Consider the following 14,313-nt stretch of genomic DNA (forward strand, 5'->3'; position numbering starts at 1 on the left):
AGATAAGACTAAGGTCGCATTTTAAATTGAATTACGTTATAATAATATGATGAATTTTTTTCGGGAGGCGTTCTAAGTGGCAATAAAGAAATTAGTTCCATCGACTCATCCTGTTTTATCTAAAAAAGCAAAAAAGATAACAACTTTTGATGAAAATTTAAAACGTTTATTATTAGATATTGAAGACACTTTATATTCTGAAGAAGCATCAGCTTTATCAGCGCCACAAATTGGTGTAAGTCAACGTGTTGCTATAATTGACATGGAAGCAGAAGGACTCTTGCAATTAATCAATCCTAAAATCAAAATAGAATCTAATGAGAAAATCATTGATTTAGAAGGTTCGGTTAATCTTCCTAATGTATTTGGGGAGGTAGAACGTAGTAAAATGATAACTGTAGAAGCAAATGATTTAGAAGGTCACGAGATTGAATTAACTGCTTATGATGATGTGGCTAGAATGATACTGCACATCATTGATCAATTAGATGGTATTCCATTTACCGAACGTGCTACAAAAATATTGACTGAAAAAGAAGTGGAGGCATATTTTGACAATGAGTAAGATAATTTTTATGGGAACACCAGATTTTTCAACAAAAGTACTAGAGATGTTAATCGCTGAACATGAAGTCATCGCAGTAGTTACTCAGCCAGATAGACCAGTAGGACGTAAGCGTGTATTAACCCCTCCTCCTGTAAAGAAAGTGGCAGAAACATACCATATTCCAGTATATCAACCTGAAAAGTTAAAAGATTCTAATGAGTTAAATGAACTTATGGATTTAAATCCTGATTTAATTGTAACGGCAGCATTTGGACAATTATTACCTGACAGTCTATTAAATCTTCCTAAGTTAGGTGCTGTAAATGTACATGCCTCATTATTGCCAAAATATCGCGGTGGAGCACCTATTCACCAAGCCATTATAGATGGTGAAGCACAAACGGGTATTACAATCATGTATATGGTGAAAAAGTTAGATGCAGGTAATATTATTTCTCAAAAGGCCATCGACATTGAAGATGATGATAATGTAGGATCAATGCACGATAAATTAAGCTTTTTAGGTGCAGATTTATTAAAAGAAACATTACCTTCTATTATAGATGGTTCAAATGAAAGTATTCCACAAGATGATTCAAAAGCAACGTTTGCGTCTAATATTAGCAGAGAAGACGAACGTATCGATTGGACTAAAAGCGCTAAAGAGATACACAATCATATTCGCGGATTATCACCATGGCCAGTGGCTTATACAACTATGAATGATAAAAATTTAAAACTATATCAAGCTCATATTGAAAAAGGAAAAAACGGAGAACCAGGTGAAATTATAGAAATCACTAAGACTGCAATTATTGTAGGAACTGGCTCTTTGGATGCTATTGCATTAACAGATATTCAATTATCTGGGAAAAAACGAATGCTTGCTGCTCAATATTTAAGCGGTGTACAAGATTCATTAGTGGGGACTAAATTAGTATGACACAATCAGTAAGAGACCTTGCATTTCATACCATTCAAGATATTTTAAACGATAATGCTTATAGCAATTTAAAAATTAACGAAGTCATTAACCAATATAATATTGCAACTGTCGATAAAGCATTGTTTACAGAATTAGTTTATGGAACAATAAAGCGTAAAATGACTTTAGATTTTTATTTAAAACCCTTTGTTAAGACTAGAATTAAAGGTTGGGTACGTCAATTATTATGGATGAGTTTATATCAATATGTCTTCCTAGATAAAATACCTAATCACGCAATTATAAATGAAGCAGTTAATATTGCTAAACGTCGAGGTGGCCAGCACAATGGGAACATTGTTAATGCTATACTTCGTCACATATTTAAAAGTGACTTACCGACATTGGAAACAATTAAGAATGAAAAGCAACGTATGACGATTGAGTATAGTATACCAAGATGGATTATTGAGCATTGGATTACACATTACGGAATAGAAACGACACATAAGATTGCAAAATCATTTCTAGTACAATCTGCAAGTACAGTAAGAGTGAATACAAGTCGTACGGATGTTGAAACAATAAGTAAGGAGCTTTTACAAGAAGGTTATCATGTGGATATTGATCAACTCATTCCATATTGTTTACACCTTACAGGTAAACCAGTGATTGAATCTCGAGCTTTTAAAGATGGACTTATTTCCATCCAAGATAAAAGTTCAATGTTAGTAGGGTATTTAATGGATGTTCAAAAAGACGATACCATATTAGATGCATGCAGTGCTCCTGGCGGTAAGGCTTGTCATATGGCAGAATTACTAGCATCCACAGGCCATGTAGATGCTACAGATATTTATAAGCATAAAATTGGTTTAATTAAAGAAAATATCAAAAAGTTAAAATTAAAGAATGTGTCCACTTTCGACCATGATGCAACACAACCATATTCAGAACTATATGACAAAATTTTAGTAGATGCACCTTGTAGTGGATTAGGTGTATTAAGACATAAGCCTGAAATTAAATATGTACAATCTAAGGATAGTATTAATGATCTTGTAGAAATTCAATTAAGTATATTAGATAATGTTAAACATAACTTGAAACCAGGCGGTTCACTTATTTATTCAACCTGCACAATTGAACAAATGGAAAATGAAAATGTAATTTATACATTTTTAAAGGAAAATAAAGATTTTGAATTTGAATTGATAACGCATCCTATTACTGGTGAAAAAGTAAAAACACTACAAATTTTGCCACAAGACTTTAATTCAGATGGCTTTTTCATTACTAAAATAAAAAGAAAGGAAAGTTAAGATGATAACTGCTGAAAAAAAGAAAAAAAATAAATTTTTACCAAATTTTGAAAAACAATCAATATATTCGTTAAGATATGATGAAATGCAAAATTGGTTAGTTGAGCACGGACAACAAAAATTTAGAGCTAAACAAATTTTTGAATGGTTATATCAAAAGCGTGTAGACACTATTGATGAGATGACTAATTTATCTAAAGACTTAAGACAATTGTTAAAAGATAACTTTGTTATGACAACGTTAACTACCGTAGTTAAACAAGAAAGTAAAGATGGAACAATTAAGTTTTTATTTGAATTACAAGATGGTTATACTATTGAAACGGTATTAATGAGACACGATTACGGTAATTCTGTATGTGTAACGACTCAAGTTGGCTGTCGAATTGGTTGTACATTTTGTGCTTCAACTTTAGGTGGTTTAAAGCGTAACTTAGAGGCTGGCGAGATTGTATCTCAAGTACTTACAGTTCAAAAAGCACTTGATGCTACTAATGAACGTGTATCACAAATTGTTATTATGGGAATTGGTGAACCCTTCGAAAATTATGATGAAATGATGGACTTTTTAAAAATAGTCAATGATGATAATAGTTTAAACATTGGAGCGCGACATATTACAGTATCAACGTCAGGAATTATCCCACGTATTTATGATTTTGCTGATGAACAAATTCAAATTAATTTTGCAGTAAGTTTACATGCCGCTAAAGATGAAATTCGTTCAAAATTAATGCCAATTAATAGAGCGTATAATGTTGAAAAATTAATGGAAGCAATTAAATATTATCAAGAAAAAACGAATCGTCGAATTACATTTGAATATGGATTGTTTGGAGGCGTAAATGATCAACTTGAACATGCAAGAGATTTAGCATATTTAATTAAAGATTTAAACTGTCATGTAAATCTTATACCAGTCAATCATGTTCCTGAACGTAATTATGTTAAAACACCAAAAGATGATATTTTTAAATTTGAAAAAGAATTGAAACGTTTAGGCATCAATGCAACAATTAGAAGAGAACAAGGCTCAGATATAGATGCAGCATGTGGACAATTAAGAGCTAAGGAACGACAAGTAGAAACGAGGTAATCATCATGCTTAACGCACAGTTTTTCACAGATACTGGACAACATCGAGAAAAGAACGAAGACGCGGGAGGTATATTTTATAACCAAACACATCAACAATTGTTAGTGTTGTGTGATGGAATGGGTGGTCATAAAGCAGGTGAAGTTGCAAGTCAATTTGTTACTAATCAATTACAAGACTATTTTGAAAAAGAAAATTTTATTGAATTAGACCGAGCTGAATCATGGTTAAGTCAAACATTAAAAGATATTAATCTCGAATTATTTGAATATGCTACAACGAATGAAGAATATCGTGGTATGGGCACAACGTGTGTATGTGCCCTCATATTTGATAATAAAATTGTAGTAGCAAATATTGGTGATTCTAGAGCATACGTGATTAATTCAAGAGAAATTGAACAGATTACATATGATCATTCATTTGTTAATCATTTGCTTATGACTGGACAAATTACTGAAGAAGAAGCGTTTAATCATCCTCAACGTAATATAATTACTAAAGTAATGGGTACCGATCGACGAGTAAGTCCTGATATTTTTACAAAACGCATCAGTTACTATAATTATATATTACTTAATTCTGATGGACTGTCAGATTATGTAAGAAATCATGAAATAGAAATGTTAATGAATCAGTCTACATCATTAAATGAACTTGGAGAAGCACTGATACAAGCTGCCTTAGATCATCAATCTAAAGATAATGTGAGTGTACTATTAGCTGAAATTGAGGGTAATAATGTATGAATGGCAAGCTAATTAATGATCGCTATCAACTCTTAGATAAACTTGGTGGCGGAGGAATGAGTATGGTTTATCTTGCTGAAGACACTATACTTGAACGTAAAGTGGCTATTAAAGCAATTTCTATTCCCCAAAGCGAAAAAGATGAAACTATGAAACGTTTCTACAGAGAGGTAAATAGTGCTACACAAATTGTTCATGAAAATATCGTGGAAGTATATGATGTTGAAGAAGATGATGATAATTTCTATCTTATTATGGAATATATTGATGGGCCGACACTATCTGAGTATATACATAGTCATGGTCCATTGAATATAGAAACAGCTATTGATTTTATTAAGCAAATTTTAAATGGAGTAAAACAAGCGCATGAGCAACGTATTATACATAGAGATATTAAACCTCAAAATGTGCTAATTAATAAAGATAAAATCTTAAAAATTTTTGATTTCGGCATCGCAAAAGCGTTAAGTGAGACATCAATGACTCAAACAAATCATGTGCTTGGAACGGTTCAATATTTATCTCCAGAACAAGCTAAAGGAGATAAAACGAATGAAACAACCGATATCTATTCAATTGGTATAGTGTTGTATGAAATGTTAGTTGGTGAACCACCTTTTAGTGGAGAGACAGCTGTAAGTATTGCTATTAAACATATTCAAGAAACGGTTCCTAATATTACTGAAAAATATCCAAATATTCCACAATCTTTAAGTAATGTGGTACTTAAGGCGACTGAAAAAAATCCTAAAGATCGTTATCAAACGATAGAAGAAATGTATAATGATTTGAGTAGTGTGCTTGTTACAAGCAGATTAAATGAAGAAAAGCATACGCGTATAAGTGATACAACTCAAACAGTACCCATTGATAAAAAAGAAATAAAAAATAAACTCGACGAAGAAACTCATAAAAAAGATATAGCGCAAACGATGCAAATTCCTATTATCAATCATCATAAATTTCAAGCAAGCGAAAATAATGTATACACATCTAAACGTAAAAAACGTTCTAAAAAGAAAAAGTTCGCTATTATTTTTATTTTAGCGCTTTTATTATTAAGTTTGATTGGGTTTATCGCTTGGGGCATGCTTAGTGATAAATATACAGAAATGCCTGATTTAACGGGTAAAACTGAAAAAGAAGCAGAAAAAGTATTAAAAGCTTCGCATTTAGAAATAGGACATATATCTAGAGAATATAATGATAACTATCCCGAAAATAAAATTATTAACTCCAATCCTAAAGCAGGAGAACGTGTTAACCAACAAGAAAAAGTAGATGTTGTGTTATCAAAAGGCCCAGAAAAGATAAATATGCCTAATGTGATCGGGATTAAAAAAGAAGATGCTATAAAAAAACTTAAAGATCATAAATTAAATCATGTGACAATTAATCAAGAATATAATAGTCAAATGCCAAAAGGATATATTTTCAAGCAAAATATTAACCCTAATGAATCGGTGAAACTTAACGATCATCATATTGTACTGACTGAATCGTTAGGTGTAAAAAAAGTTTACGTCAAAGACTATGAAAATAAAAACTATCAAAATGCTAAAAAAGAATTAGAGTCGATGGGTCTAAACGTACAAGTTAAGACGACTAATAGTGATACTAAAGATAAGGATATCATTATTTCACAATCTCCAAAGCAGACTGAAGTAAATGAAGGAAGTACAGTAGAATTGATGGTTTCTAAGGGTAAAGATAAAAAAGAAGATTCAAAAAAGGACTCAGATTCTTCTGATGATAAGAAAGATACTCATACGACAAGCGTAAAAAATTATACGGAAACTTATCATATTCCGTATACTGGAAATGATGGAGAAAGTCAAAAGGTAAAGATTTATATTAGAGATAAAAATAATAGTGGTACACAGGTAAGTCAAACATACAATATTCACAAAGATAAGATCATTACTATTCCATTAAAAATTGAACAAGGTGATCCTGCTGGATATACGATTGAAGTAGATGACAATGTTATTGCAGATAAAGATATTGACTACGAATAAATTTCAAATATCAGAACGAGAGTAAGATAGTAATGATAAGTTATGCATCGTTTACTGTTTATACATTAATATATATTTTATGATATAAATGATGTCAATTTAAAAAGACAATTTCTATTGAAATAATATAGAAATTGTCTTTTTAACAACTATAATTTTATTATGTAAAGTTAATTATTTTGAGCGATTTCAATGTCTTTCTATCCTTATCTTTATGATGATGGTATAGAATATATATTATTAATTCTATGTTTGCTATAATAATATAAATATAAATACTTAATTTGAGGTGTTAATTTGGAAACAGGACGTATTGTTAAATTAATTAGTGGAGTATATCAAGTAGATGTAGGTGGAAAAAAATATAATACTAAACCTCGTGGTCTTTTTAGAAAGAAAAAATTTTCTCCTGTAGTAGGAGATATCGTTGACTTTGATATTCAAAATGAAGATGAAGGTTATATTCACCACGTACATGAACGCCACAATGCATTAAAGCGTCCTCCAGTAAGTAATATTGATGGTCTGGTTATTGTAATGAGTGCGGTTGAACCTAATTTTTCAACACAATTGTTAGATAGATTTTTAGTGATTGCACATTCTTACAACTTATCTCCTAGTATATTAGTCACTAAAAAAGATATTGCTAGTGAAACGCAAATCAGTCATATCGAAACATTACTAAATACATATAAGGAAATAGGATATTCTGTTCAATTTGTAGGTAAAGAAACTGATAAAGTTGATATTGTGAATACCTGGCCTAATGGTCTAATTGTGCTAAGTGGACAATCTGGTGTTGGAAAATCAACATTTATAAATACGTTTAAACCAGAACTAAATCTTGAAACCAATGATATTTCTAAATCACTTAATCGAGGTAAACATACGACAAGACATGTAGAACTATTTGAAAGAGAAAATGGTTTTATAGCAGATACACCTGGTTTTAGTGCACTTGATTTTGATCATATTGAAAAAGATGATGTAAAATATTACTTTAAAGAAATTAATGTTTTTGGAAATGATTGTAAATTTAGAAATTGTAATCATATTAAAGAACCTAAATGCAATGTTAAACATCAATTAGAAAACAATAATTTAGCGCGATTTCGCTATGAACATTATTTACAATTAGTTAATGAAATTTCGAATAGAAAGGTTAGATATTAATGAGACACATTTTTCCTTCTTTATTATCAGTCGATTTTTTGAATTTAAAACAGGAAATACAATTATTAGAAGAAGCAGGCGTTGACGGTCTACATTTTGATGTTATGGATGGTCAATTTGTACCTAATATATCAATTGGATTACCCATATTAGATGCAGTAAGATCAACTACGCAATTACTAATTGATGTACACCTCATGATTGAGAATCCTGAAAACTATATTGAGACATTTGCAAAACATGGGGCAGACATGATTTCAGTCCATATTGAATCAACCCCTCATATTCATCGTGCTATTCAACTTATCAAAAGTCTAGATAAAAAAGCAGGTGTAGTAATTAATCCTGGCACCCCTGTAGATAGGGTTGTACCTGTTCTTTCTATGGTGGATTATGTTTTAGTAATGACGGTTAATCCTGGATTTGGTGGACAAACATTTATCGACATGTGTGCTTCAAAAATTAAGTTATTAAATGATTTGAAGTCATCTTTTAATTTAAATTTTGATATTGAAGTAGATGGTGGTATAAATGATAAAACGATAGATATTTGTGCAAAACATGGGGCTAACCTTTTTGTTACAGGTTCATACTTTTTTAACCAAGATGATTATAAAACAGTGACTAAAATATTGAGAGGTTGAGATAATGAAAATTAATTTACTATGTGGAGATCGGCATTTACCCCCTCATATTTTTTCAAAATTATCAACTGAACCGTGGGGCGGAATAGATCGTGGGACTTTAATTCTTTCTGAACAAGGTATTGTACCTGTTTTCTCAGTGGGCGATTTTGACTCCGTCAATGATGAAGAAAGAGAAATTTTAAAAAAAACATTAAATATTCATCCAGTTAAAGCTGAAAAAGATGACACTGATTTAGCATTAGGCGTAGAACAAGCCATTCAAAAAGGATATACAGAAATAAATATCTATGGAGCAACGGGTGGAAGATTAGATCATTTTATGGGAACATTACAAATTCTTTTCAAGTCAGTCTATATAAAAAAAGAAATTATAATTAAAGTAATAGATAAGCAAAATGAAATCATACTACTTAATAAAGGGACACATCAACTTCATAAATCTGATAAATATCAATATGTTTCATTTATTCCAGTAAATGGAGAAGTGATAGTATCTTTATCTGGGTTTAAATATAATTTAGATCATCAGCATTTAGAAATAGGCTCTACACTGACAATTTCTAATGAAGTCGATCAATCAATAGCGATTATCGAAGTTGAAAAAGGTCAAGTATTGCAAATGAGAAGTAAAGATTTAGAGTAATAAAAAAATGCCTTCACCACATATGAAGGCATTTTTAGTGCATTATATTTATTAAACTCTAGTAACTTTACCAGATTTTAAAGCACGAGCAGAAACCCAAACTTTTTTAGGTTTACCGTCAACTAAAATTCTAACTTTTTGAAGGTTAGCGTTAAATCTGCGTTTGTTCGCATTTAAAGCGTGTGAACGATTATTACCAGTCGTAGCTTTACGACCTGTTACGTAACATTGTTTACCCATCAAAGTACCTCCTTTAATAAATATAAATACACTTAACTACTTATATACTTTAAATAAGATACCATATATCAATATTTAAAGCAATAAAATCATATGTAATTTATGTTAATTGTTTTGAAAATGTAAATCTATGGTATAATTAACTATTGTGGAGTTATTATAATATATTTTTATGTAGATTGGCTTATTTATAAAATAGTTATCTTTATCATATATGTATACATCATTTTTAAATATGATTTTAACCATAATTCAGGAGGATAATGAAGATGACATTAGAAATCTTAAATGACTATGGCAAAATTGATATCTCAAATGAGGTCATTGCTTCTGTTGTAGGAAGTAAAGCTGTAGAAAGTTATGGCATTGTTGGCATGGCATCTAGACAACAAGTAAGAGACGGTATTGCTGAAATATTAGGACATGAGAATTATGCTAAAGGTATTGTTGTTAAAGAAGATAATGGTGTGATTGATATAGATATGTACATCATTGTAAGTTATGGTGTCAAAATTTCTGAAGTAGCTAACAATGTACAATCATCAGTAAAATATACACTCGAAAGTTCACTTAATATTAAAGTGAATTCTATTAATATTTTTGTACAAGGTGTAAGACTTAATAACAAGGGCAAGAAGGTATAGGAGGACAAAGCACGATGATTAGCAAAATTAATGGTAAATTATTTGCCGATATGATAATACAAGGGGCACACAATTTATCTAATAATGCAGATTTAGTTGATTCCCTTAATGTATATCCGGTACCTGATGGTGATACAGGAACAAATATGAATTTAACAATTACCTCAGGTCGCGAAGAAGTTGAAAATAATTTATCTCAAAGTATTGGTGAATTAGGTAAAACTTTTTCTAAAGGACTTTTAATGGGAGCACGTGGTAACTCTGGTGTTATTTTATCTCAATTATTTAGAGGATTTTGCAAAAATATTGAAGATGAAAAGGAAATTAATGCTCAACAATTTGCTAGTAGTTTTCAAGCAGGTGTCGATACAGCTTATAAAGCAGTCATGAAACCAGTTGAAGGAACTATTTTGACTGTTGCCAAAGATGCAGCAAGTGCAGCTATGACTAAAGCAGAAGAAACAGATGATTGCATCGAAGTAATGGAATATACAATCGAAAAAGCTGAGCAATCTTTAAATAATACGCCAAATTTATTAGCAGTTTTAAAAGAAGTAGGCGTAGTGGATAGTGGCGGTAAAGGTTTATTGTGTGTATACGAAGGCTTTTTAAAAGGACTAAAAGGCGAAAAAGTTGAAGCTAACAAACAAAAATTAGACACAGAAGATTTGGTTCATGAAGAACATGATTTTCATGGGGTTATTAATACAGAAGATATTAAGTACGGTTATTGTACTGAAATGATGGTACGCTTTGGAAAAGATAAAAAAGAATTTAATGAACAAACATTCAGAAATGACATGAGCGAATTTGGTGATTCGTTATTAGTTATTAATGATGATGAAATAGTTAAAGTCCATGTACATACAGAAACACCAGGTGAAGTGTTCAATTATGGACAACAATATGGTGAACTTATTAAATTAAAAGTAGAAAATATGCGTGAACAACATCGTGAAGTAATTAGAAAAGAACAAAGTCATCAACAAGCAACAGCTTCGCAACAACCTAAAACAGTTGAAACAGCAGTAATTGCCATTTCAATGGGTGAAGGTATCTCTGAGTTGTTCACTTCAATGGGTGCGACACACATTATTAGTGGTGGGCAAACAATGAATCCTTCTACAGAGGATATTGTTAAGGTGATTGAACAGTCTGAATGTCAGCGTGCAATTATCTTGCCAAATAATAAAAATATTAGAATGTCTAGTGATCAAGCAGCACAACTTGTTAAAGCTGACACAGTAGTCATTCCAACTACATCTATTCCTCAAGGTATTGCAGCACTTTTCCAATATGATGTTGCATCTACGTTAGAAGAAAATGCGTCTCATATGAATACAGCGTTAGAAACAGTTAAATCTGGCTCAATTACATTTGCTGTCAGAGATACTAAGATTGATGATGTAGATATTAAAAAAGATGAATTTATGGGATTAGCTGAAAGTAAAATTGTGACTAGTAATGCAGATGAATTTAAAACTATTACTAGCTTATTAAGTACATTGTTAAATGAAGAAAGTGAAATCTTAACAGTGATTACTGGTGAAGATGCACAATCTGATATGACAACTCAATTAGAAGAATGGGTAGAAAATGAATATCCAGATGTTGAAATAGAAATCCATAAAGGTGATCAACCAATTTATCCATATTTATTTGCTGTAGAATAAAGTGAGATTTAATAATGGGAGTGATAACGATGAAATGATTATCGTTGTCACTCCCCATTTTATATTTAATAAAAGTATTGAAAAATATGACACTGGAAAACTTACTTTAATAGGTTTTTCAAGACATAATGACCAGTCAATATATATTAAAATAGAAAAATATGCTATCAATAATGAACTGTAAAATAGAGGAAGATATCACAATTAAGAAGATAACTAATATTCAAAGAGTGATTAAAAAAATATCATATAATTTAGCAGTAATAATAACTGGGAATGTATGTATAAATCGTTTTTTGATTTAAACCTTGATGGAACATAAAAATACTTCGTACTTCTAAAATTTAAATAAGATTAAGAGCTAATGCAAAATCATTTAAAATAGATTTATGCTCTCTTTCATATTATTAGTTAAGTATGATAAAACGATATTAGTATTAAAAGTGAATGTTGTACGTTTAAATGAAGTGAGTGATATTCATTTGTCAAGTGGACTATAGTAAGATGGTATCACTAAATATTTATAATAAACGTGATAAAATATAAATAAGATTAAAAATATTAGGTGAGAAATAATGTCGAAAGTTAGTTTAATTGAAAGTCCATATCCGCTTCAATCTATAAAAGGACTTGGACCAAAGAGAATTGCTTTACTACATGAATTAAACATTCACACAATAGAAGATTTAATGTTATATTTACCAACACGTTATGAAGATAATACTGTCGTAGATTTAAACTTAGCTGAAGATCAATCTACTGTGACAGTAGCAGGAGAAATTTATTCTGTACCCACGGTAGCCTTTTTTGGCCGGAATAAATCAAAATTAACTGTCCATTTAATGATTGATAATATCGCAGTTAAATGTGTATTTTTTAATCAACCGTATTTAAAAAAGAAAATTGAGTTAAATCAAATAGTAACAATAAAAGGTAAATGGAATCGTGCTAAACAAGAAATTAATGGCAATCGTATTTTTTTTAATGACACTCATACCTCTACTGAAGAAGTGAGATTAGAACCGGTATATCGACTTAAAGAAGGTATTAAACAAAAACAGATGCGTGATATGATTCATCAATCTCTTAATGATGTCACTATACATGAATGGATTACAGAGGAATTAAGACAAAAGTACAAATTGGAATTACTAGATTATACTATTAAAACGTTACATCTACCTAAAGATAAACAAGCGCTTATGCGTGCGAGACGTACATATGCTTTTACTGAATTATTTATGTTTGAACTACGTATGCAATGGTTAAATCGCTTAGAAAAAGCTTCAGATGAAGCCATTGAAATTAATTATGATATTAATAAAGTAAAGTCATTTATCCAGTCGTTACCTTTTGAATTAACAGATGCACAGAAATCGAGCGTTAATGAAATATTTAGAGATTTGAAAGCGCCAATACGCATGCATCGTTTATTACAAGGTGATGTTGGGTCAGGGAAAACAGTTGTAGCAGCAATTTGTATGTATGCACTCAAAACTGCTGGTTATCAATCTGCACTGATGGTACCTACAGAAATTTTGGCTGAACAACATGCAAACAGTTTAACAGAACTTTTCGGTGACCATATGAATGTGGCTTTATTAACTGGATCGGTAAAAGGAAAAAAAAGACGTGTATTGCTAGAACAATTAGAGAATGGAACGATCGATTGTTTAATTGGTACACATGCATTGATTCAAGATGATGTACAATTTAAAAATGTAGGGTTAGTGATTACTGATGAACAGCATCGTTTTGGTGTGAATCAACGTCAATTACTAAGAGAAAAAGGTGCTATGACCAACGTATTGTTTATGACTGCGACGCCTATACCGAGAACGTTAGCCATTTCAGTATTTGGAGAAATGGATGTGTCCTCAATTAAACAACTACCTAAAGGTCGAAAGCCAATTATTACACATTGGGCGAAACATGAACAGTATGACCAAGTGTTAGCTCAAATGACAAGCGAACTAAAAAAAGGACGCCAAGCCTATGTGATTTGTCCACTAATTGAAAGTTCTGAACATCTAGAAGATGTACAAAATGTTGTTGAACTTTTTGAGTCACTACAAGAATTTTATGGTAAAACACATGTAGGTTTATTACATGGGAAAATGTCAGCAGACGAAAAAGATGATGTAATGGCACGTTTTAGTCATCATGATATTGATATCTTAGTGTCGACAACCGTAGTTGAAGTAGGCGTTAATGTTCCTAATGCTACATTCATGATGATTTATGATGCTGATCGCTTTGGATTATCTACATTACATCAACTTAGAGGTCGTGTTGGACGTAGTGAACATCAAAGTTATTGTGTATTAATTGCATCACCTAAAACAGAAACTGGCATAGAAAGAATGACCATTATGACACAAACTACAGATGGATTTGAATTAAGTGAACGTGACTTAGAAATGAGAGGCCCTGGTGATTTCTTTGGAGTTAAACAAAGCGGGTTACCAGATTTTATGGTTGCTAATATAGTAGAAGATTATCGTATGCTAGAAGTAGCTCATGATGAGGCTGCAGAACTCATTCAATCCGGGGAGTTCTTTACTGAGAAATATGAACGTTTAAGAGCATTTATCAACGACCATTTACTTAACATAAGTTTTGATTAACATCAG

The 14,313-nt window shown here is 31.1% G+C and carries 13 protein-coding genes; 12 read left to right on the forward strand and 1 reads right to left on the reverse strand.

What is annotated here, in order from left to right; all coding sequences use genetic code 11:
- The first annotated feature begins 76 nt into the window (after positions 1–76).
- The 9 genes from NR218_RS01790 to NR218_RS01830 all read left to right on the forward strand — a co-directional run bounded on the left by NR218_RS01790 (position 77) and on the right by NR218_RS01830 (position 9,123).
- A complete protein-coding gene (locus NR218_RS01790) occupies positions 77–565 on the forward strand; it encodes a peptide deformylase (RefSeq protein ID WP_019835572.1) in 489 nt (162 codons plus the stop codon).
- Entirely contained in the window at positions 558–1,490 is a 933-nt protein-coding gene (gene fmt / locus NR218_RS01795) for a methionyl-tRNA formyltransferase (protein WP_025987215.1), read from the forward strand. Before NR218_RS01790 ends, fmt begins: the two co-directional genes overlap by 8 nt.
- Positions 1,487–2,794, forward strand: coding sequence for a 16S rRNA (cytosine(967)-C(5))-methyltransferase RsmB (gene rsmB, locus NR218_RS01800; RefSeq protein ID WP_265883224.1), 1,308 nt, complete (start codon positions 1,487–1,489; stop codon positions 2,792–2,794). Before fmt ends, rsmB begins: the two co-directional genes overlap by 4 nt.
- A gap of 1 nt (position 2,795) precedes the next feature.
- Positions 2,796–3,890 (forward strand): 23S rRNA (adenine(2503)-C(2))-methyltransferase RlmN, encoded by a 1,095-nt coding sequence (rlmN, locus tag NR218_RS01805; protein ID WP_265883225.1) that lies wholly within the window; start codon positions 2,796–2,798, stop codon positions 3,888–3,890.
- Between the two features lie 5 nt (positions 3,891–3,895).
- Complete coding sequence (locus NR218_RS01810; RefSeq protein WP_087436520.1) at positions 3,896–4,639, forward strand: Stp1/IreP family PP2C-type Ser/Thr phosphatase; 744 nt, start codon at positions 3,896–3,898, stop codon at positions 4,637–4,639.
- Positions 4,636–6,660 (forward strand): Stk1 family PASTA domain-containing Ser/Thr kinase, encoded by a 2,025-nt coding sequence (gene pknB / locus NR218_RS01815; RefSeq protein ID WP_265883226.1) that lies wholly within the window; start codon positions 4,636–4,638, stop codon positions 6,658–6,660. The genes NR218_RS01810 and pknB overlap by 4 nt, the downstream gene beginning before the upstream one ends.
- Positions 6,661–6,957: 297 nt before the next feature.
- Positions 6,958–7,833, forward strand: a complete 876-nt coding sequence (rsgA, locus tag NR218_RS01820; RefSeq protein WP_265883227.1) for a ribosome small subunit-dependent GTPase A — start codon at positions 6,958–6,960, stop codon at positions 7,831–7,833.
- Positions 7,833–8,477 (forward strand): ribulose-phosphate 3-epimerase, encoded by a 645-nt coding sequence (rpe, locus tag NR218_RS01825; protein ID WP_265883228.1) that lies wholly within the window; start codon positions 7,833–7,835, stop codon positions 8,475–8,477. The genes rsgA and rpe overlap by 1 nt, the downstream gene beginning before the upstream one ends.
- A 4-nt stretch (positions 8,478–8,481) precedes the next feature.
- Positions 8,482–9,123, forward strand: a complete 642-nt coding sequence (locus NR218_RS01830) for a thiamine diphosphokinase (RefSeq protein ID WP_265883229.1) — start codon at positions 8,482–8,484, stop codon at positions 9,121–9,123.
- A gap of 51 nt (positions 9,124–9,174) precedes the next feature.
- Here the strand turns inward: NR218_RS01830 and rpmB are convergent, their stop codons facing one another.
- The gene (rpmB, locus tag NR218_RS01835) at positions 9,175–9,363 is read right to left on the reverse strand and encodes a 50S ribosomal protein L28 (RefSeq protein ID WP_002448748.1); all 189 of its coding nucleotides are present in this window, start codon (positions 9,361–9,363) and stop codon (positions 9,175–9,177) included.
- A gap of 269 nt (positions 9,364–9,632) precedes the next feature.
- Between rpmB and NR218_RS01840 the strand changes: the two genes are divergently transcribed.
- The 3 genes from NR218_RS01840 (at position 9,633) to recG (ending at position 14,307) form a co-directional block, all read left to right on the forward strand.
- Positions 9,633–10,007: an Asp23/Gls24 family envelope stress response protein gene (locus NR218_RS01840; protein ID WP_002448841.1), complete on the forward strand. Its 375-nt coding sequence runs from the start codon at positions 9,633–9,635 to the stop codon at positions 10,005–10,007.
- A gap of 14 nt (positions 10,008–10,021) precedes the next feature.
- On the forward strand, positions 10,022–11,680 hold the full coding sequence (gene fakA / locus NR218_RS01845) for a fatty acid kinase catalytic subunit FakA (RefSeq protein ID WP_265883230.1): 1,659 nt from the start codon (positions 10,022–10,024) through the stop codon (positions 11,678–11,680).
- A 575-nt stretch (positions 11,681–12,255) separates the two neighbouring features.
- On the forward strand, positions 12,256–14,307 hold the full coding sequence (gene recG / locus NR218_RS01850) for an ATP-dependent DNA helicase RecG (RefSeq protein ID WP_265883231.1): 2,052 nt from the start codon (positions 12,256–12,258) through the stop codon (positions 14,305–14,307).
- Positions 14,308–14,313: the final 6 nt, after the last annotated feature.

The organism is Staphylococcus sp. SUC_1.2, from assembly GCF_026222585.1.